The sequence below is a fragment of the Methylobacterium sp. A54F genome, from assembly GCF_053346035.1.
The window spans coordinates 168,861-189,631 of record NZ_JBKFBF010000010.1; the positions used below are offsets into that span (position 1 = coordinate 168,861).

The 20,771-nt window shown below is 70.8% G+C and carries 17 protein-coding genes; 14 read left to right on the forward strand and 3 right to left on the reverse strand.

All coding sequences use genetic code 11. The features are described 5' to 3' along the window. Nucleotides 1-34: 34 nt before the first annotated feature. Nucleotides 35-862: a TrmH family RNA methyltransferase gene (locus tag ACLBXP_RS17645; protein WP_447669053.1), complete on the forward strand. Its 828-nt coding sequence runs from the start codon at nucleotides 35-37 to the stop codon at nucleotides 860-862. 4 nt (nucleotides 863-866) lie between these two features. On the opposite strand, the gene purD is transcribed toward ACLBXP_RS17645, so the two are convergent. Further along, nucleotides 867-2,147, reverse strand: a complete 1,281-nt coding sequence (gene purD, locus ACLBXP_RS17650; protein ID WP_447669054.1) for a phosphoribosylamine--glycine ligase — start codon at nucleotides 2,145-2,147, stop codon at nucleotides 867-869. 226 nt (nucleotides 2,148-2,373) lie between these two features. Here purD and xseA point away from each other — a divergent pair, with 226 nt between their 5' ends. After that, a complete protein-coding gene (xseA, locus tag ACLBXP_RS17655; protein WP_447669055.1) occupies nucleotides 2,374-4,041 on the forward strand; it encodes an exodeoxyribonuclease VII large subunit in 1,668 nt (555 codons plus the stop codon). Nucleotides 4,042-4,786: 745 nt separating this feature from the next. On the opposite strand, the gene ACLBXP_RS17660 is transcribed toward xseA, so the two are convergent. After that, nucleotides 4,787-5,170, reverse strand: a complete 384-nt coding sequence (locus ACLBXP_RS17660) for a hypothetical protein (RefSeq protein WP_447669056.1) — start codon at nucleotides 5,168-5,170, stop codon at nucleotides 4,787-4,789. 1 nt (nucleotide 5,171) lies between these two features. Between ACLBXP_RS17660 and ACLBXP_RS17665 the strand changes: the two genes are divergently transcribed. The 6 genes from ACLBXP_RS17665 to ACLBXP_RS17690 all read left to right on the forward strand — a co-directional run bounded on the left by ACLBXP_RS17665 (nucleotide 5,172) and on the right by ACLBXP_RS17690 (nucleotide 14,457). Further along, the gene (locus ACLBXP_RS17665; protein WP_447669057.1) at nucleotides 5,172-8,300 is read left to right on the forward strand and encodes a VCBS domain-containing protein; all 3,129 of its coding nucleotides are present in this window, start codon (nucleotides 5,172-5,174) and stop codon (nucleotides 8,298-8,300) included. 636 nt (nucleotides 8,301-8,936) lie between these two features. Continuing rightward, complete coding sequence (locus tag ACLBXP_RS17670) at nucleotides 8,937-11,573, forward strand: calcium-binding protein (RefSeq protein ID WP_447669058.1); 2,637 nt, start codon at nucleotides 8,937-8,939, stop codon at nucleotides 11,571-11,573. A 206-nt stretch (nucleotides 11,574-11,779) separates the two neighbouring features. Further along, on the forward strand, nucleotides 11,780-11,992 hold the full coding sequence (locus ACLBXP_RS17675) for a TOBE domain-containing protein (RefSeq protein WP_447669059.1): 213 nt from the start codon (nucleotides 11,780-11,782) through the stop codon (nucleotides 11,990-11,992). 169 nt (nucleotides 11,993-12,161) lie between these two features. Beyond that, a complete protein-coding gene (locus tag ACLBXP_RS17680; RefSeq protein WP_447669060.1) occupies nucleotides 12,162-12,389 on the forward strand; it encodes a DUF4170 domain-containing protein in 228 nt (75 codons plus the stop codon). 136 nt (nucleotides 12,390-12,525) lie between these two features. Next, complete coding sequence (locus tag ACLBXP_RS17685; RefSeq protein ID WP_447669061.1) at nucleotides 12,526-13,470, forward strand: ribose-phosphate pyrophosphokinase; 945 nt, start codon at nucleotides 12,526-12,528, stop codon at nucleotides 13,468-13,470. A 138-nt stretch (nucleotides 13,471-13,608) separates the two neighbouring features. Further along, complete coding sequence (locus tag ACLBXP_RS17690) at nucleotides 13,609-14,457, forward strand: hypothetical protein (protein ID WP_447669062.1); 849 nt, start codon at nucleotides 13,609-13,611, stop codon at nucleotides 14,455-14,457. 15 nt (nucleotides 14,458-14,472) lie between these two features. Here ACLBXP_RS17690 and ACLBXP_RS17695 read toward each other — a convergent pair whose 3' ends face one another. Beyond that, on the reverse strand, nucleotides 14,473-14,886 hold the full coding sequence (locus ACLBXP_RS17695; RefSeq protein ID WP_447669063.1) for a DoxX family protein: 414 nt from the start codon (nucleotides 14,884-14,886) through the stop codon (nucleotides 14,473-14,475). Between the two features lie 254 nt (nucleotides 14,887-15,140). Here ACLBXP_RS17695 and ACLBXP_RS17700 point away from each other — a divergent pair, with 254 nt between their 5' ends. The 6 genes from ACLBXP_RS17700 (at nucleotide 15,141) to ACLBXP_RS17725 (ending at nucleotide 20,687) form a co-directional block, all read left to right on the forward strand. Beyond that, on the forward strand, nucleotides 15,141-15,857 hold the full coding sequence (locus ACLBXP_RS17700; RefSeq protein ID WP_447669064.1) for a DUF1013 domain-containing protein: 717 nt from the start codon (nucleotides 15,141-15,143) through the stop codon (nucleotides 15,855-15,857). Nucleotides 15,858-16,189: 332 nt separating this feature from the next. Then, on the forward strand, nucleotides 16,190-17,914 hold the full coding sequence (rpsA, locus tag ACLBXP_RS17705; RefSeq protein WP_447669065.1) for a 30S ribosomal protein S1: 1,725 nt from the start codon (nucleotides 16,190-16,192) through the stop codon (nucleotides 17,912-17,914). 345 nt (nucleotides 17,915-18,259) lie between these two features. Further along, entirely contained in the window at nucleotides 18,260-19,243 is a 984-nt protein-coding gene (sppA, locus tag ACLBXP_RS17710) for a signal peptide peptidase SppA (protein WP_447669066.1), read from the forward strand. Nucleotides 19,244-19,308: 65 nt separating this feature from the next. After that, on the forward strand, nucleotides 19,309-19,620 hold the full coding sequence (gene ihfB, locus ACLBXP_RS17715; protein WP_447669067.1) for an integration host factor subunit beta: 312 nt from the start codon (nucleotides 19,309-19,311) through the stop codon (nucleotides 19,618-19,620). Nucleotides 19,621-19,661: 41 nt separating this feature from the next. Beyond that, entirely contained in the window at nucleotides 19,662-20,039 is a 378-nt protein-coding gene (locus tag ACLBXP_RS17720; RefSeq protein ID WP_447669068.1) for a LapA family protein, read from the forward strand. Between the two features lie 3 nt (nucleotides 20,040-20,042). Beyond that, a complete protein-coding gene (locus ACLBXP_RS17725; protein ID WP_447669069.1) occupies nucleotides 20,043-20,687 on the forward strand; it encodes a phosphoribosylanthranilate isomerase in 645 nt (214 codons plus the stop codon). The last annotated feature ends 84 nt before the right edge of the window (nucleotides 20,688-20,771 follow it).

The following is a 20,771-nucleotide window of genomic DNA, read 5'->3' on the forward strand; positions in this document are numbered from 1 at the left end:
CGGGGCGCGGCATCGTCGGTTTGAGGCTGGGGTCATGTCCCGCAAATCCGACGATGCCCCGCCGTTCCGCCGCGACGGATCCCGCAACCGCCCGCCCGGCCGCCGGCGGCCGCCCGGTGGGCCGCCCGGTAGGCCGCCTCGGGGGCCGCAGGGGGGGCCGGGGGATCCGGTGGTGCTCTACGGCTGGCATCCCGTCTCGCAGGCGCTCGCCAACGGCGCCCGGCGGCTGCACCGGCTGCTCGCCACCGAGAACGGGATCGCCCGCCTGCGCGAGGAGCTCGGCCCCCTGCGGATCGAGCCCGAGCTGGTGCGGCCCTCGGCCATCAACGCCGTCGTGGGGGCGGATGCGGTGCACCAGGGCCTCTACCTCGAGGCCGATCCGCTGCCGGCGCCGGGCCTCGACGACCTGCCCGACGACGCGCTGCTCCTCGCCCTCGACCAGATCACCGACCCGCACAACGTCGGGGCCATCGTGCGCACCGCCGCGGCCTTCGGGGTCGCGGCGATCGTCACCACCGCGCGCCACTCGCCGAACGCCACCGGCGTGCTGGCGAAGTCGGCCTCGGGGGGGCTGGAGCACGTGCCGCTGGTGGTGGTGCGCAACCTCGCCGAGGCGCTGATCGCGCTGGGCGAGCGCGGCTTCGCCCGCATCGGCCTCGACTCGGAGGCCGCGGTCGCCCTCGACGCGGTGGAGCGCCGCCGGCCGGCGGTGATCGTGCTCGGCGCCGAGGGCAAGGGCCTGCGCGAGCGCACCCGCGCGTGCTGCGACGTCCTCGCCCGCATCCCGTTCACGGGGGAGATCCGCAGCCTCAACGTCTCGAACGCGGCCGCCATCACCCTCTACGCCCTCGGGCCCCGCTGAGGGCTCAGGCCGGCCGCTCCGCCTCGCGCGCCACCGCCCGGTAGCCGATGTCGCGGCGGCAGAAGCCCTCGGGCCAGTCGATCCGCGCCACCGCCGCGTAGGCCCGGGACTGCGCCTCGGTGACGCTCTCGCCCAGCGCGGTCACGGCGAGCACCCGCCCGCCGTCGGCCAGGAGGCAGGGCCCCTCCGCCCGGGTGCCGGCCTGGAAGACGTGCACGTCGTCGCGGGCCTCGGCCTCGGCGACGCCCCGGATCTCGGAGCCCCGCACCACCGTGCCGGGGTAGCCCGCCGCCGCCATCACCACGGTCAGCGCCGCCCGCTGCTCGTCGAACGCGAGGGCGACCCCCGTGAGGTCCCCGTCGCAGGCCGAGAGCAGGGCCGGCACCAGGTCCGAGGCGAGGCGCGGCATCAGCACCTGCGCCTCCGGGTCGCCGAAGCGGGTGTTGTACTCGATGAGCATCGGCCCCTCGGCGGTCAGCATCAGCCCCGCGTAGAGGATGCCCGTGAACGGCGTGCCCCGCGCCCGCATGCCGGCGAGCGTCGGGGCGATGATGCGCGCCATCACGTCGGCCTCGATCTCCGGCGTCAGCACCGCGGCCGGCGAGTAGGCGCCCATGCCGCCGGTGTTGGGGCCGCGGTCGCCGTCGAAGACCCGCTTGTGGTCCTGCGCGGTGCCGAGCGGGATCGCGCGGGTGCCGTCGCAGAGCGCGAAGAAGCTCGCCTCCTCGCCGAACAGGCAGGCCTCGATCACCACCTCGGCGCCGGGCTCCTCCAGGAGCGCGCGGAGCGCCGCCTCCGCCTGGTCGAGGGTGTCGGCCACCGTCACGCCCTTGCCGGCCGCGAGCCCGTCGGCCTTGATCACGATCGGCGCGCCCTGCGCCCGCAGGTAGGCGAGCGCGGGCTCCAGCGCCCCGAAGCGCCCGAAGGCGGCGGTGGGGATGCCCCGCTCGGCGCAGAGGTCCTTGGTGAAGCCCTTCGAGCCCTCGAGGCGCGCGGCCGCCCGCGTCGGCCCGAAGGCCCGGATGCCGGCGGCGGCGAGGTCGTCCACGAGGCCCGCCACCAGCGGCGCCTCGGGGCCGACCACCACGAGGCCGATGCCCTCCTGCCGGCAGAAGTCGCGCACGGCCGCGTGGTCCGCCACGTCGAGGTCCGGCCGGTTCTCGCCGTGCCGGGCCGTGCCCGGGTTGCCGGGCGCCGTGAACAGGCGGCTGCAGAGCGGGCTCTTGGCGATGGCCCAGGCCAGCGCGTGCTCGCGCCCCCCCGAGCCGATGAGCAGGATCTTCATGGCCCGGGCTTGTTCCCGAAAAGCCGCCGCGAGGGAAGCCGCGCGGGTGGACATCCGGGCGATTTCCCGCGGACGCGGGGGCCGGACGCGGCGCGCGCCTTCCCCTGTCCGGCACTTGTCCACCGGGAATCGGGCCGGACCGCCCCGCGGCGGCGCCGCAACGCCCGCCGGCAATCGGCGCCGCGGCCTCGACCGCCCGGCCGCGCCCGGCTAGCCTCCGGCTCCCATGGCCGTCCCCGCTCCCGTCCTCGCGCCCAAGCCCGACCCCGCACAGGCGGGCTCCGGCCCCGCCACGAACCAGCCCGAATGGTCGGTGGGCGACCTCGCGGCCGCCCTCAAGCGGACGCTCGAGGACGCCTTCGGGCACGTGCGCCTGCGCGGGGAGATCTCGGGCTACCGGGGGCAGCACGGCTCGGGCCACGCCTATTTCTCGCTGAAGGACGGCAGCGCCCGCATCGACGCGGTGGTCTGGAAGGGCACCTTCAACCGGCTGCGCCAGAAGCCCAAGGAGGGGCTCGAGGTCGTCGCCACCGGGCGCATCACCACCTTCCCGGGCAAGTCCGCCTACCAGATCGTCATCGAGAGCCTGGAGCCCGCCGGCCTCGGCGCCTGGATGGCGCTCCTCGAGGAGCGCCGGCGCGCGCTCGCCGCCGAGGGGCTGTTCGCCCCCGAGGGCAAGCGGCCGATCCCCTACCTGCCGCGGGTGATCGGCGTCGTCACCTCGCCCACCGGGGCGGTAATCCGCGACATCCTGCACCGGCTGGCGGACCGCTTCCCCCGCCCCGTGCTGGTCTGGCCGGTGCGGGTGCAGGGCGAGGGCGCGGCCGAGGAGGTGGCGGCGGCGATCCGCGGCTTCGACGCCCTGCCCCCGGGCGGCCCGATCCCGCGGCCGGACGTGCTGATCGTCGCCCGCGGCGGCGGTTCCATCGAGGACCTCTGGGCCTTCAACGAGGAGTGCGTGGTGCGCGCCGCCGCGGCATGCCGCATCCCGCTGATCGCGGCGGTGGGCCACGAGACCGACACCACCCTCATCGACTTTGCGGCGGACCGCCGCGCGCCGACCCCCACGGGCGCCGCCGAGATGGCGGTGCCGGTGCGCGCCGAGCTCGTCGCCGACCTCGACGAGCTCGGCCGGCGCGGCCGCGGCGCCGTCGGCCGCCGCCTCGACCGGATCGGTACCGACCTGCGGGCGCTCCTGCGGGCGATGCCGGGCGCCGACGCGTTCCTGGCGGGCAAGCGCCAGCGCCTCGACCTCGCCGAGGCCCGCCTCGCCCCGGCGCTCGCCGGCAACGCCCACGGCCACCGGCTGCGCTTCGCGGCCGTCGCCGAGGGCCTGCACCGCCACCCGCCGGCCCTGATGCTGCAGCGCGCCCGCACCCGCCTCGCGGCGATCGACCACCGCCCGCGCCACGCGCTCGCGAACCAGGCCGAGCGCCGGGCGGCGGCGCTGGCGGCGCTGGGCCACCGCCTCGTGCAGGCCCGCGCCGCGAGCCTCGACCGGGCCCGCGCCGAGACCGCCCGCCGCGCCGAGCGGGTGGCCGGCCTCGACGCCCGCCTCGCCCAGGCCGCCGCCGCCCTCACCGAGCGCCGCCGCCCGCGCCTGGATCGCGCCGCCGCCCTCCTCGCCACCTTGAGCTACCGCGCGGTGCTGGCCCGCGGCTACGCGCTGGTGCGCGACGGGGCCGGCGCCCCGGTGCGCACCGCCGCCCTCCCCCCGGGCACCCCCCTCACCCTGGAATTCGCCGATGGCACGGTGGCCGCCCGCGCCGAGGCGCCGGGCGCCCCGGAGCCCAGCCCGGAGCCCCCGCCGACCCCGCGCCGCAGCCCCCGCCGCCCGAGCGCCGAGGCCCCGGCGCCCGCGCCGGCCGCGGGCCGGCAGGGAACGCTGTTCTAGGCCAGCTGCGCGCCGCCTCTTCGCCTCGCGCGGAGCGAGCGCGAGTCGGTGCGGACCCGTTCCGCCCGGGGGCGCCGGCCGACGCGCTCGTTCTCCGACGACGAGGCCGTGCGTGCCGGCCAGCAACCTCCGGCTGTGGCTTCCTCGGCACATCCGCCGCTCCGGACGGTGAGGCAAGACTCTGGGACGCCCAGACAATGCCGGTCACGCCAAGATGCGATAGCGATCACACCAAGTCGGCGGGCGCAATCCCAGCCCAGTCGACAGACGCGTGCGAGTAGCCGGCTGATCGCCGACGGTAGAACGGACTGGGCAGACAATCATCCAATCAGACCGCCTGGGCCTGAGGATTTGGCGATCCGATCTCGTGCCGCCTCGGGCTCGGTGGACCTGAGACAGTTCCACATCCGTCAAGACGACGGACGGCTGCTGATCCGATCAGTGGCCGTGCGGGTCTCGATGCGGGGTATAGGCCGGGGAGGAAATGAGATGTCGGCACGCCGTTGGACCCGGGGCCAGCGTCACGCGCCCGCCTTTCTCGGTAACAACTACGTAGTAGAGAGCCGAAATTAGTCATGTCGATCTGAAATAAATTTCGGAGTGTCGTTAACATCACAGAAAACAGCATAAAAACGTAACAGTCACACTTGCGAAACCATAAATATCCGTCGTAAGTCAGCCCCACAGCAAAGAATGAGTCTTTACGGCTCTCGCTGCGGGGTACTTCGATGCCGTTCAATTATTTTTACAACGATCCTCCGGTCAACACTGTGCCGGGGTCCGCGAATGTCTCTGAAGATGGTTCGATCATCTTCAGCAGCACGAACAGAAACGCCATCACGGTTTCCGACTCCGACGCCGGATCGGATCGCCTGACGGTCAAGCTGACCGCGACGACGGGCACGATCACCCTGGGGTCGACCACGGGTCTCTCCTCGGTTCGCGACAACGGGTCCGGATCGGTCACCCTGTCGGGCTCCCAGACGGCGATCAACGCGGCCCTGAACGGGACGGCATTCAGGCCGGCCGCCGACTTCAACGGCACGGCGACGCTGACGGTCGAGACGAACGACAACGGCAACAACGGCCTCGATGGTGCGAAGTCCGACACCGACACGATCGCGATCACCGTGGCTTCGGTGAACGATGCGCCGGCCGGCGCCAACAAGACGCTGACCTTCAACGAGGACACCAAGCTCGCCTTCACGGCGGCCGATTTCGGCTTCAGCGATCCGAAGGACTCGCCCGCCAACACGCTCAAGTCGGTGCTCATCACCACGCTGCCGACCGCGGGCACCCTGAGCCTCGGCAGCACCGCCGTCGCCGCCGGGCAGGAGATCCTCGCCGCGGACATCGCCAGGCTGAGCTACCAGCCGGCCCTCAACGCCAACGGCGCGAGCTACGCGACGCTGACGTTCCAGGTGCGCGACAACGGCGGCATGGCGAACGGCGGCGTCGACCTCGACCCGACCCCCAACACGCTGACCTTCTCGGTCACCCCCGTGAACGATGCGGCCATCATCACGAACGGCACCCCGAGCGGCGCCCTCGTCGAGGACAGCGTCACCGCCGCGACCGGCAAGTTCGACATCACCGACGTCGATACCGGTGAGGCGAGCTTCAAGGCCGAGACCGTGAGGGGCAGCTACGGCTCCCTGGCGATCGACAGCACCGGCAGCTACAGGTACGCCCTCGACGACCGCGCACAGGCGCTGACCGGCGGACAGCTCGCCACCGACACGATCTCGGTGCACGCCTTCGACGGAACCGCGCAGAGCGTGGTGTTCAGCATCACGGGCACGAACGACGTCGCGACCTTCACGGGCGACGACACCGCCTCGGTGATCGAGAACACGAAGCCCTCCGCCACCGGCAAGCTGACCGTCAGCGACATCGACGCCGGCGAGGCCCATTTCCGGGCCGACAGCAGCATCCGGGGCAGCTACGGCGCGCTCTCGATCGACAGCGTGGGCAACTGGGCCTACGCCCTCGACGGCCGGGCGGAGTCGCTTCCGGGCGGCGCGGGCGCGAACGACACGGTCTCGGTGCTGGCGGCCGACGGCACGGCCAAGACCATCTCGATCGCCATCACGGGCACGAACGACGCGGCCTCCGTCAGCGGCGGCCAGCAGAGCAACGCCATCGTCGAGGACAGCAGCACCGCCGCCACCGGCCGGTTCGACGTCACCGACGTGGACGCGGGGGAGAGCAGCTTCCGGGCCGCGACCCTGAACGGCACCTACGGCACCCTCAGCCTCGATAGCGTCGGCTCCTACATCTACACGCTCAACAACGCGACGCAGGCCGTCCAGACCCTGACGGCCGGCCAGATCGTGACGGACACGATCGCGATCAGCACCTTCGACGGAACGACCTACAACGCCGCCTTCACCGTCACCGGCACGAACGACGCGGCCACCATCACCGGCGGCACGCCGAGCAACGCCCTCATCGAGGACAGCGTCACCTCCGCCACCGGCAAGTTCGACATCAGCGACATCGACACGGGCCAGAGCCGCTTCAAGGCCGAGACCCTGACGGGCCGCTACGGCGCGCTGGCGATCGACCTCAACGGCAACTACACCTACGCGCTCGGCGACGCCGCGCAGGCGCTGACCGGCGGGCAGCTCGCCACCGACACGATCTCGGTCCACGCCCTCGACGGCACCGCGCAGAGCGTGGTGTTCAGCATCACGGGCGTCAACGATGCGGCGACCATCACGGGCACGGCCTCGGGCGCGGTGACGGAGAACGACAGCCCCTCCGCTACCGGTCAGCTCACCGTGAGCGACGTCGACACCGGCGAGTCGAGCTTCAAGGCCGAGACTGTGGCGGGCGGCTACGGCTCGCTCCGGATCGACAGCACCGGCGCTTGGGCCTACGACCTCGACGGCCGGGCGGAATCGCTGCGAGACGGCGAGCCGGCGAACGACACGATCTCGGTGCATTCCTTCGACGGCACCACCAAGACGATCGCGATCGCCATCACCGGCAAGAACGACGCGGCCACCTTCACGGGTGACAGCTCGGGCTCGGTGACCGAGGACGGAACGACCACCGTCTCCAAGACCCTGACCGCCACCGACGTCGACGCGGGCGAGGTCGGCTTCCGGGCCGGCACCGTCGCGGGCGCCTACGGCTCGCTCCGGATCGACAGCGTCGGCAACTGGACCTACGACCTCGACAATTCCAGCGCCGCGGTTCAGGCGCTGCCGGGCACCTTCTCGGGCGACGACACGATCTCGGTGCAGTCCTTCGACGGCACCCGCCAGACGATCACGATCGACGTCACCGGCGCGAACGACACGGCCTCCATCGGCGGCACGGTCTCGGGCTCGGTGGTGGAGGACAGCATCACCTCCGCGAGCGGCAAGCTGACCGTCTCCGACGTCGATGCCGACGAGGACCACTTCCAGGCGGCCACCGTCACGGGCAGCTACGGCTCGCTCCGGATCGACAGCCTCGGCAGCTGGACCTACGACCTCAACAACGGCAACGCCACGGTGCAGGGCCTCAGCGCCGGCGACACGCTGACCGACCTGCTCCCGGTACTCTCGGCCGACAGCACGGCCGGCACCATCAGCATCACCATCAACGGGCAGAACGAGCCCGTCATCGGTGGCGGTGGCGGTGGCGGTGGCGGCGGTGGTGGCGGCGGCGGTGCGGGCCCGACCAATCCGGTCGGGGGCGGCGGCACCGCGGTCTCCGGCACGGACGGGGCCGACAGCCTCACCGGCACGGACGGCAGCGACAGCATCCTGCTGCTCGGGGGCAACGACACCTACCTCGGGCTCGGCGGCGACGACTCGGTATTCGGCAATCAGGGCGACGACCAGCTCTTCGGCAACCAGGGCAACGACACGCTCTACGGCGGCCAGGGACTCGACTCGCTCTACGGCGGCCAGGGCAGCGACGTGCTGTTCGGCAACATCGGCACCGACAGCCTCTACGGCGGCCAGGGCAACGACACCCTCTACGGTGGCCAGGGCGACGACGTGCTCTCGGGAGACCTCGGCGACGACATCCTGTCGGGCGATCTCGGGGCGGACCGGTACGTGTTCGGCCAGAACTCGGGCCGCGACCTCGTCCTCGGCTTCAGCCAGGGCCAGGGCGACCGCCTCGACCTGCAGGGCCAGACCTACCAGGTCGGGACCACGGCGAGCGGCAACACCCTGCTGACGCTCTCGGGCGGCGGCACGGTGGAGCTCTCGGGCGTCAGCCGGACGAGCTTCGGCACCGGCGCCGGCTACCTCGCCTGAGGCGAGACGCCCGAAGGATGCGAAGCTCCGCGGCCGAGAGGCCGCGGGGCTTCGTCGTGTGCTCGCTCCGGTGAACAATGGCCCTCGCTACGTCGCTTTGCCCAGGCCCAACTTGCCGCGCTGGTGACGCCATCGTGCATCCCCGACCACCCCGACACGTGAGAATCGCACCCGCCCGCAGTCCGTCCGGGTGGTGGGTTTGGCTCTGGCGGCGGGCCAGCCGGAGGACATTCCAGGCGTTGCCCGGATCTGTGGATCCGACCGTGAAATTTGCGGAGTTGCATATCTGCCACGCTCCCAAAGGTGCAATCTGCACGATACAAAGAGAAAATCTGGTTGTATTGCTGGACCTCCCGGAATGTAGTTTTTCGATATCTTCAAACACCTGATGCAAAAATTCTGATTATGTTTTGAGTAAAATCGGCACTTTGTTTAAATCGCACGTTCAGGTCCTACGCTGGTTTCAGATTCTTGTTATTTGAAAGCGCCGTTATTGCCGAAGATGCAAATCCTCGGCAACAGCGCATTGCGGTTATGCGCGTGATGCTCCCGCTCTAAGCAGTTTTCACAACATCACTAGAAGTTGACATTCCGTGAATGGAGAAGCGAAAAATTGCTGGCAACGAGGGGAGTGTCATGGCGACGCCAAAGATTACGATCGACAGGCAGGATGACGGTGTTTGTACGATTACGTACAAGAGCGATACGCTTACGAAGACCTATTCCGGATACTGGGACGATGCCACGCCTTATGACGGTGCATCCGGCGATCTGCTGTTCCGGAACCACAAGGGATCGAGCCCGGAGAAGCCCGCCTTTCAGCTGTCGGGTGGGATCGGCGGTCGCTCGGGTATCAACATCCACCGCGGGTTGAGCACGAAGTCGTCCGAGGGGTGCATTGTCACCGATCAGGCGAACATCAACGAGATCTACAAGGATCTCGGCATCGACCCGGTCGTGGTCGGAACCCGGAACATGCAGGACGCGGGTGTCGACTACGAAATCACCGGAAATTGGGCCGCAGCTCTGAAGCTTGAGGTTGACAAGACGAACGTCAAGGAGGGCGACACCTTCAACCTGAAGATCAGCCTGCAGGGTGCCGGAGGCGCCAACGGCGTGTCGAAGCCGATCTTCGTGAAGCTGGCCGATCTCGGGGCGAATGCGATCGATATCAGCGGACTTCAGACGACCTCGATCGCTGGCTACGGTAGCGGCTGGATCAAGCTCGACGCCATGACACCGTCGAAGTCGATCGCCCTCACGGCCGTGGACGATCAGCTGAGCGAGAACCCGGAGACTGTCCGCTTCGCGATCTCCGACTACTTGGTGATGAATGATTACAACACGCAGCCGGATCAATATTATAAGGACTCTGTCAGCGTTCTCACGTCGATGGGGTCAATTTCGACCAGCGTCACCATCACGGACAACGAGCTGCTCGACAAATCGGTCCAGGCCAGCGGTGGTTACGAGGGCTACAACAACAACGCGCAGTTCGCCCCCGGGCAGAAGGTCAGCGTCTACTTCGACCCCTACACGATTCCCGACGAACTGAAGGTCACGTCGAGCAACGGCGCATCGCTGCTCGATACGGGATTCATCGGGGGCCACAGCTTCAGCGGCACCTTCACGGTGCCGACCAAGAGCGATGGCATCGTCAACATTCAGGTTCTCACCAACGATCCCGGCACGGCCTGGGAGTTCCTGCTGTCCTCGGTCAGGAGCACGCCGTCGCAGAATGTGGCGCGCCTCATGTCCGCCCCGTCCCAGAGCCTATCGGCTTCCGCGGCGCTTCAGCTTGCGAGCGCGACGAGCCCTCTGTCCCTCTCGCAGAACAACCTCGTGACCTCGGAGGGCGAGCACGACTCCGCGGGCCTGACCTTCGCCGTCGCCCTGAACGATGAAGCCTATAGGGGCAAGACCATCGAGTGGAAGCTCGTTCCCGACACCACGAATGGTGCGCAGGGCGATGATTTTCCGGCCGGTACCCCGACGTCCGGCGATTTCCAGATCGCCAACTCGGCCTCCGTAGGCAGCCAGATCTTCGAGTTCGAATTCCCGGATCCGGTCGACGACGGTCTCGCTGAGGGTTTGGAGCGGTTTTCCATCCAGCTCTTCGATAAGGCGAGCGGTACCCCAATTCTTGACAGCAACGGTGCCGCGGTCTCCGCCTCGTTCGGTATCATCGACCAGTTCACCTTCGTCGAGCCGGTCAACGGCGACGACAACGATAATTACATCGTCGGGACGACACTTACCGACGTCCTGGCAGGCAGGGTCGGCAGCGATGTAATTCTCGGTCTCGAAGGCAACGACATTATCGAAGGCGACAGCGGCAATGACACCATCCTGGGTGGATCAGGCGACGACCTGATCAACGCCGGGTTCGGGGAGGATCAGGTCGACGGCGGAGCCGGCTTCGATGTTCTGTACCTGGCGCGCCCACAGGCCAGCATCACCCTGACCACCAACGCGGATGGCTCGCTGAGCATCTCGGACGGCTCCACAGTGCCGCTCGGCACCAAGGTTGTCCGGAATATCGAGCGAATCGTTTACGCCGATGGGGTAACGGACGTCGTTTCGGAAGCCCCCGCTCTGCCAGTGCCGACCGCGCCGTCCACGGGCGGCGGAGGCGGCACAGGCGGGAGTTCCGGCTCGGAGAACCCTTCGAGTGGCGGCGGGACCGCGGCGACCGGGACCGACGGCGACGACTCGCTCCTCGGCACCGCCGGCGGCGACGCGATCCTCCTGCTCGGGGGCAATGACACCTACCTGGGGCTCGCCGGCAACGACTCGGTGTTCGGCAACAAGGGCGACGACGTCCTGTTCGGCAACCAGGGCAACGACACGCTCTGGGGCGGGCAGGGCAACGACAGCCTCTACGGCGGCATGGACTCGGACGTGCTGTTCGGCAACCTCGGGGCCGACATCCTGTTCGGCAACAAGGGCACCGACACGCTGTTCGGGGGCCAGGGTTCGGACACCCTCTACGGCGGGCAGGGCGACGACGTGCTCTCGGGAGACCTCGGCGACGACATCCTGTCGGGCGACCTCGGGGCGGACCGGTACGTGTTCGGCCAGAACTCGGGCCGCGACCTCGTCCTCGGCTTCAGCCAGGGCCAGGGCGACCGCCTCGACCTCCAGGGCCAGACCTACCAGGTCGGGACCACGGCGAGCGGCAACACCCTGCTGACGCTCTCGGGCGGCGGCACGGTGGAGCTCTCGGGCGTCAGCCGGACGAGCTTCGGCACCGGCGCCGGCTACCTCGCCTGAGCCTCAGACCGCGCCGCCGGCCCCCGGGCCCGGCGGCGCGGCGCGCGAGCATGGAGACGAGCCCCGTGGGGCGGCCCCGAACGGCCGCAGCGCGGGGCTTCGCGCATCGGCCCATCCCCCGCACCTTGCCGCGGCGGCCGCCCGACCCATCCTGAGGCCCGTCCGCCGGGCAGATCCGCCCGTCGGTACGGAGGCCTGACACGATCATGAAGCACGGCGCCCGCAACGACATTCCGGCCGAGATCGTCGCGATCAAGCGCGGCACGGTGATGGCCCAGGTCGAGGCCCGGATCCAGGGCACCGACTACCGGATCACCTCGGTGATGACCCTCGATTCCCTCGAGGCCCTGGCGCTCCAGCCCGGCGACACCGTGCACGTCGTCGCCAAGGCGGTGAACGTCCTCCTGGTGAAGCCCTGACGGGTGAGACCCTGACCGGCGAACCTCCGGGGCGGCCGTCCGCCCCGCCTCTCCCGCGTGCCCGCCCCGCGGGCCGGCGGGTTGACGCCGGCGGCGGCGTTTGCGACCGCAGGCCGCGGCACGGCTCCTGCCTTCCCGGGGCGGGCCGCAGGCGCCGCAGGGAGACCCGATGACCACCGCGATCGACAGCGATCAGAAGCTCCACCTCGTCTTCGGGGGCGAGCTCGCGAACCTCGAAGGGGTTCGCTTCCGCGACCTGAAGGGCCTCGACATCGTCGGGATCTACCCCGACTACGCCTCGGCCCAGGTCGCCTGGAAGGCCAAGGCCCAGGCCACCGTCGACCAGGCCCAGACCCGCTACTTCATCGTCCACCTCCACCGGCTGCTGGAGCCGTGAAGCCGGGCTCCGTGAAGCCATTGTGACGCCCGGCCGCCGCTGGTAAGAGCCGGCGCGGCCGTGCGCCCTCGCGGAGGGCGGCCCTGATCGTCGAAACCCGTATTCGCCGACGAGACCCGAGGTTGAGTGTGCCGGCATGAAGTCTTCGATCAAGATCATCGCCGGCAACGCCAGTCGCCCGCTGGCCGAGGCCATCGCGGCCTACCTCGAGCTGCCGCTCGCCAAGTGCATGGTCCGGCGCTTCGCCGACATGGAGATCTTCGTCGAGCTGCAGGAGAACGTCCGCGGCGAGGACGTGTTCATCGTGCAGTCCACGTCGTTCCCGGCGAACGACCACCTGATGGAATTGCTGATCATGATCGACGCGGCGCGGCGCTCCTCGGCGCGCCGCATCACCGCGGTGATCCCCTATTTCGGCTATGCCCGGCAGGACCGGCGCACCTCCGGCCGCACCCCGATCTCGGCCAAGCTCGTCGCGAACCTGATCACCGAGGCCGGCGCCGACCGGGTGCTGACGCTCGACCTCCACGCCGGCCAGATCCAGGGCTTCTTCGACATTCCCACCGACAACCTGTTCGCCGCCCCCGTGATGGTGCGCGACATCAAGGAGCGCCTCGCCGGGGGCGACCGCATGGTGGTCTCGCCGGACGTCGGCGGCGTGGTCCGCGCCCGCGCCATCGCCAAGCGGATCGACGCGCAGCTCGCCATCGTCGACAAGCGCCGCGAGCGCCCGGGCGAATCCGAGGTGATGAACATCATCGGCGAGGTCGAGGGCCGCTCCTGCATCCTCGTGGACGACATCGTGGATTCGGGCGGCACCCTGGTGAACGCCGCCGAGGCGCTGCTCAACGCCGGCGCCCGGGACGTCTCGGCCTACATCACGCACGGGGTCCTGTCCGGCGGCGCGGTCTCGCGCATCGCCGCCTCGCGCATGAAGGAGCTCGTCATCACCGACTCGATCCAGCCGACCCAGGCCGTCAAGCTCGCGCGCAACATCCGCGTCGCGACGATCGCGCCGCTCCTCGGCGAGGCGATCGGGCGCACCGCCACCGAATCGAGCGTGTCGAGCCTGTTCGACTGATCCGGTTCAGATACCCGGACCAGATACCCGGGCGAGATACCTGGGGACGCGCCGGCCCGCCGCACCCGGTACGGATCGTGCACCCTTCCCTCGCGCCCTATCTATCGGGCTCGGTCGGCGGGGAGGCGCGAACGCGGGATGAGCGGCAACGGTGTGGTGATCGGCATCCACGGGCTGGCCAACAAGCCCCCCGCCGAGGAGAAGGCGCGCTGGTGGCGCGCGGCGATCCACGAGGGCATCCAGCGCAACGCCTCGGTGGTGGCGCCCGATTTCCCCTTCGCCTTCGTCTACTGGGCGGACCTGCGCTACGACGCGCCGCTCACCGACGAGACCAACCACGAGCCCTACTACACCGACGGGCGCCTCGGCGCCTTCCCGGAGCCAGAGGACGCCGCCCCGACGCTGGCCGACCGGATCTACCGCGTCCTCGACCGGGTCCAGGAGCGGACCGGGCTCACGCCCCTCGACGACGCCATCCTGGAATACCGCCTCGACGACCTCTGGGGCTACCACGAGGACGCCGCCTTCCGGGACGCCGCCCGCGACCGCCTCGCCGCGGCGCTGGAGCGCCACGCCGGCCGTCCGATCCTGATCGCCGCCCATTCCATGGGCTCGCTCATCGCCTACGACGTGCTGCGCCGGGCCGAGGCCGCGGGCCGGCCCCTGCCGGTGACCCACCTCGTCGGCCTCGGCTCGCCGCTCGGCCTCGCCGAGGTCAAGCTGCGCCTCGAGGCCGAGCACGGCCCGCTGCGGGTCCCGGCGGGCCTTGGCGCCTGGACGAACCTGATCGACCGGCACGACATCGCCACGGTGGGCGAGGACCTCGGCGCGAGCTACGGGCCGAACGCCGCGGGGGTCCGGGTGCGGGACCGCGTCGTGCGCAACGCCTACCAGCGCCCGGACGGGACGGTGAACCACCACAAGTCCTATGGCTACCTGCGCACGCCGGCCTTCTCGCGCCTCGTCCTCGACTTCGTGCGCGGCTGAGGCCGCGCCGGCGCCTCAGCTCTCCGCGATGGCGAGCGCCGCCTCCCGCAGCCGGCGGCGCTGGGCGTAGACCACGAACAGCAGCAGGCCGAGGAGGATCGCGGGCGGCGCGGCCATGCCGGGCGGGTCGCCGGCGATGAGGTGGCTGCCCACCGCGCCGATCATCACGAGGGCAAGGAGCCCGGCCCCGGCCGCCGCGTAGCCCCGGAACAGCAGGAGCGCCGCGCCGAGGAGCTGCGCCGCGCCGACCGCGTACATGAGCCAGGGATCGTAACCGAAGTGCCGGAAGCCCTCGACCTCGAAGGGGCTCGCGGCGAGCTTCATGCAGCCCGCCACCGCGAAGCCCGCGGCGAGCAGGCCCCGCAGCACCATCCCGGCGACCCGGGCCTTGCGCCCCCGGGCCCGCACCGCGCGCTCGCTCTTCAGCATCGTTCCTCCTGCGCCCCGTCCCCCGGGAGGCCAAGGGCCTTCCGGGGCCCTGCAAGGGCCTTCGCGGACACCCGGCCGCCCTCGCGTCCGGGCGGCGGTTCGCGATTGCGCCGCAACCCCCGGGACCTATATAGAGAAGTCTTCCCTTGCAGTGTGAGACGGGATGCTCCGGCCATCGAGCCGTGGTCCGGAGCGAGCGGCGCCGCGTACCCGGCGCCCCCGGCCCGTCACCTGAGAGCCGCTGGAGTTGCCCGATGTCCCAGGGTCCGTTGATGCCGAAGGCCACCGCCGTGTGGCTGGTCGAGAACACTTCGCTGGCCTTCGAGCAGATCGCCGATTTCTGCAAGCTCCACCCCCTCGAGGTGAAGGGCATCGCCGACGGCGAGGTGGCGGCCGGCATCAAGGGGCTCGACCCGATCACCACGGGCCAGCTCACCCGCGACGAGATCGAGAAGGCCCAGAAGGCGCCGCACTACCGGCTGAAGGTGGCGGTCTCGAAGGTCAAGCTGCCGGAGGTGAAGCGCACCACCAAGGGCCCGCGCTACACGCCCCTCTCCCGCCGCCAGGACCGGCCGAACGCCATCCTCTGGCTGCTGCGCAACCACCCCGAGCTGAAGGACGCGCAGATCATCCGCCTCGTCGGCACCACCAAGTCGACGATCCAGCAGATCCGCGAGCGCACCCACTGGAACTCCAGCGCCCTGCAGCCGATGGATCCCGTGACGCTCGGCCTCTGCACGCAGATCGACCTCGACTTCGAGGTGCAGCGCGCCGCCAAGGACCGCCCCGCCGCGGTGGCGACCGAGGCCGGCGCCTCGCTCCTGCCCGCCGAGGTCTCGACGGCCGCCGAGGAAGAGGCCGACACCTACGGGGACACCCGCCACGGCGGCCGCGAGGAGCGCCTCGACGCCGATTCGGTCTTCGCCAAGCTGAAGGGCATGCGCCGCCACGACGAGGACGACGAGGAGTAGGGCGCGCGGCCGCCCATAGCGTCTGGATCGGCGTGTGGATCGGCGCCGGATCCGGGCGGGATCGCGGGAAGCGGTGCTCCCCCGCCCCTCCTGTTGAAGTCGAATCGCCGATGCGCTAGAGAGCGGGCGTCCTCCGGGCCGGGCGCGACGGTCATTGCGCGCGCGCCGTTCCGGGCGACCGCCCTCGTACACCGTGACGATCGCGTCGGCAGGCCGGCCCCGAGGGGCCGGCGCCGCCCCGCCCCAGGCGGGCGGCAGCGGCGTAGCGGGGGTGACCGCAGCACGAGCCGCCGACGCATGAGGTCCCCCCGCGGGGCCGTTCAGGAGAGAGAATGACTGCTGGTACCGCTCTGGCGCGTGGACCGAGCCGCGACGACTTCGCGGCCCTGCTCGAGGAGAGCTTCCTCAAGCACGAGATCACCGAGGGCTCCGTCGTCAAGGGTCGCGTCGTCGCGATCGAGAAGGACGTCGCCGTCATCGACATCGGCGCGAAGACCGAGGGCCGCGTCGCCCTCAAGGAATTCAACGGCCCCGGCCCCGGCCGCGAGGGCGAGCTCGCCGTCGGCGACGAGGTCGAGGTCTACGTCGACCGCATCGAGAATGCGCTCGGCGAGGCCGTCATCTCCCGCGACAAGGCCCGTCGCGAGGAGTCGTGGGTGAAGCTCGAGAAGGCCTTCGAGGCCAACGAGCGCGTCTCCGGCACCATCTTCAACCAGGTCAAGGGCGGCTACACCGTCGACCTCGACGGCGCCGTGGCGTTCCTGCCGCGCTCCCAGGTGGACATCCGCCCGGTGCGCGACGTGACCCCGCTGCTGGGCACGCCCCAGCCGTTCCAGATCCTCAAGATGGATCGCCGCCGCGGCAACATCGTCGTGTCGCGCCGCACCGTCCTCGAGGAGAGCCGCGCCGAGCAGCGCTCCGAGCTCGTGGCCAACCTCGAAGAGGGTCAGGTCATCGACGGCGTCGTCAAGAACATCACCGAGTACGGCGCCTTCGTCGATCTCGGCGGCATCGACGGCCTCCTGCACGTCACCGACATGGCGTGGCGCCGCGTGAACCACCCGTCCGAGGTCGTGACCATCGGCCAGACGGTCAAGGTCAAGATCATCAAGATCAACCACGAGACGCACCGCATCTCGCTCGGCATCAAGCAGCTGCTGGCCGATCCGTGGGAGGGCATCGCCGCTCGCTATCCCGTGGACGCCAAGCTCAAGGGCCGCGTGACCAACATCACCGACTACGGCGCCTTCGTGGAGCTGGAGCCGGGGATCGAGGGCCTGATCCACGTCTCCGAGATGAGCTGGACCAAGAAGAACGTCCACCCGGGCAAGATCGTCTCCACCTCCCAGGAGGTCGAGGTGCAGATCCTCGAGGTCGATCCCGTCAAGCGCCGCATCTCGCTCGGCCTCAAGCAGACCCTCCAGAACCCCTGGGAGGCCTTCGCCGAGCAGCATCCGGTGGGCTCCGAGGTCGAGGGCGAGGTCAAGAACAAGACCGAGTTCGGCCTGTTCATCGGCCTCGACGGCGACGTGGACGGCATGGTCCACCTGTCCGACCTCGACTGGAACCGCCCCGGCGAGCAGGTCATCGAGGAGTTCAAGAAGGGCGACATGGTCAAGGCGCAGGTTCTCGACGTCGACGTCGAGAAGGAGCGCATCTCGCTCGGCATCAAGCAGATCGGCGGCGACCCCTTCGCGGAGGCCGGCGAGATCAAGAAGGGCCAGGTGGTCACCTGCGAGGTGACCGAGGTCAAGGATTCGGGCGTCGAGGTGAAGATCATCGACACCGACCTCTCGACCTTCATCCGCCGGGCCGAGCTCGCCCGCGACCGCGGCGACCAGCGCCCCGAGCGCTTCGCGGCGGGCGAGAAGTTCGACGCCCGGGTGACCATGTTCGACCGCAAGGCGCGCCGCGTCCAGCTGTCGATCAAGGCCCTCGAGGTGGCCGAGGAGAAGGAGGCGATGGCCCAGTTCGGCTCCGCCGATTCCGGCGCCTCCCTCGGCGACATCCTGGGCGCGGCCTTCAAGAAGGCCCGCACGAGCGACGACAAGGAGTGAGCCTCGGGGGCGCCTCGCCGCGAACCGGCGAGGCCTCCGGGACCGGTCAGGAAGGCCCGCGCGGGACCCCCGCGCGGGCCTTTCGCGTCTCGGCGCCCTTGTGACGCTGCGCGGGGGGCGTGGGCCGGGCCCCCCTTGCGGCCCCCCGCGGGCCGGGGCTAGAACACGCCACGCCCGCCGTCGCGAACAGCGCGCGCCTTTGATACCAATGACTTGGTCTGTACCAGCGGGGTGGTGCAAACCGCACCCGGATATGGGACAGCTGCTCCGCGGCCCGACCGTCCGGGTCCGGGGCCAAGAACGGGACGCCGGCATCGGGCCGGGGCGCAGGGAGAAGACCGTCGCATGGCCGCTGACGCCGAACTGCTGATCGACCGCCGGCGCCTGCGCCGCAGCCTCTCCCTGTGGCGGGTGCTCGGCATCGGTGGCCTCGTGGTCGCCGCCGGCGCCCTCGGCTACCGGGCGCGCACGGGCGGCGAGGCCGGGTTCGGCCTCGGGGCGGTGCAGCCGCAGATCGCCCGGATCTCGATCTCGGGCTTCATCGCGGGCAGCGAGGCGACCGCCAAGCTGATGAAGCGGGTCGGCGAGGCCTCCGCCGTCCAGGGCGTCGTCGTCTCGATCAACTCCCCCGGCGGCACCACCACGGGGTCCGAGGAGCTGTACCGCAACCTGCGCCAGCTCGCGGCCAAGAAGCCGATCGTCGCCTTCGTGGACGGCACCGCGGCCTCGGGCGCCTACATCACGGCGATCGCGGCCGACCACATCGTGGCCCGCGAGACCGCCCTCGTCGGCTCGATCGGCGTGCTGTTCCAGTACCCCGACGTGTCGGGGCTCCTCGACAAGGTCGGCGTCAAGGTCGAGTCCGTGAAGTCCTCGCCCCTCAAGGCCGAGCCCTCGGGCTTCACGCCGACCTCGCCGGAGGCGCGGGCCGCCCTCGCGGCCGTGGTCGGCGACACCTACGCCTGGTTCAAGGGCCTCGTGGCCGAGCGCCGCGGGCTCGCCGAGGCCGATCTCGGCCGGGTCTCGGACGGACGCATCTTCAGCGGGCGCCAGAGCGTGCCGCTGCACCTCGTGGACGAGCTCGGCGGCGAGCGCCAGGCCGTCGCCTGGCTGGAGAGCCAGCGCAACGTGACCAAGGACCTGCCGATCTACGACTGGAAGCCGCGGTCCGAGAGCGACTTCAAGCTCTGGTCGGCGCTCGGCTGGGGGGCCGGGCTCGTCGGCCTCGCGGGCCTCTCCGAGGAGATGCGGGCGCTCGGCGCGGAGACGGGCGCGGTCGCCCGCGGCGGGCTCCTCGCCGTGTGGCGCCCGAGCCCGGCCACGCCCTGAGGCGCCTCATCCGCGAAGTACGCCCGCGACGCGACGCCCCCGCCCCTACCAGAAGACCGGACGCCATGATCAAGTCAGAGCTTGTGCTCAAGATCGCGGAGCAGAACCCGCATCTCTACCAGCGCGACGTCGAGACCCTGGTCAACGCGATCCTCGACACCATCGCGGACGCGCTTGCCCGCGGCGACCGGGTGGAGCTGCGGGGCTTCGGCGCGTTCTCGGTGAAGCGGCGCGACGCGCGGCGCGGCCGCAACCCGCGCACGGGGGCGGCCGTTGCCGTCTCCGAGAAGGCGATCCCGGTGTTCAAGACCGGCAAGGAGATGCGCCAGCGCCTCAACGCCGCGGGCATCGGCGAGAGCGCCTCCGCGGCCGAGTGAGCGCGGCCGAGATGATGCAGAGCTAGGAGTCGGAGAGATCGATGGTGCGCTTCCTCAAGGGCCTGGTGCTGCTGCCCGTCGCGATCCTGGTGGTGCTGCTCGCGGTGGCCAACCGCGAGGCGGTGCGCGTCTCCTTCGATCCGTTCTCGCCCGAGATGCCGGTGTTCAGCGCGACGCTGCCCCTCTACGCGATCCTGTTCATCACGGTGGCCGTCGGCATCGTGGTCGGCGGGATCGGCGCCTGGCTCGGCCAGGGCGGAACCCGCCGGACGGCACGCCAGCGCCACCGCGAGATCCGCCGCCTGGAGGGCGAGACCGCCCGCCTGCGCGCCTACGCGCCGGAGGCCGAGCCCGGCCTCGGCGGCGGCCGCGGCGGCCTGCCCGCCACGATGTCCACCACCCTGCCCGCCCCGCGCTGAGCCGTGCCGCCCGACATCCGCGTCAAGATCTGCGGCCTGAGCACCGCCGCGACCCTCGCGGCGGCCCTCGACGCGGGCGCGGACTGGATCGGGCTCGTCCACTTCCCGAAGAGCCCGCGGCACGTGCCGCTGGAGACGGCCCGCGTCCTCTCGGGCCAGGCGAAGGGCCGGGCCGAGCGGGTAGTGCTCCTCGTCGACCCGGACGACGCCCTCCTCGATGCCGCGTTGGCCGCCGCCGAGCCCGATCTCGTGCAGCTCCACGGCCGCGAGAGCCCCGCCCGCGTCGCCGCGATCCGGGCCCGCGCCGGGCGGCCGGTGATGAAGGCCCTCGGCATCGCCGAGGCCGCCGACCTCGCCCGGGTGCCGGCCTACGCGGAGGTCGCCGACCGCCTCCTCCTCGACGCCAAGGCGCCGCCCGGCGCGGAGCTGCCCGGCGGGAACGGCCGCGCCTTCGACTGGTCGCTCTTGAGCGGGGCCGCCCTCCCGGCGGGCTGGATGCTCTCCGGCGGCCTTACCCCGGCGGGCGTCGCCGAGGCGCTCGCCCGCACGGGGGCCCGCGCCGTCGACGTCTCCTCGGGGGTCGAGGCGCGCCCGGGCGCGAAGGACCCGGCGCTGATCGCGGCCTTCGTGGCGGCCGCCCGCGCCTGACGGCGGCCCCGGGCCGGCCCGATCGCACCGTCTGCCGCATTGTCGCGACCCGCCCGAAGGGTCTAGTGGGTCTCATCACAAGCC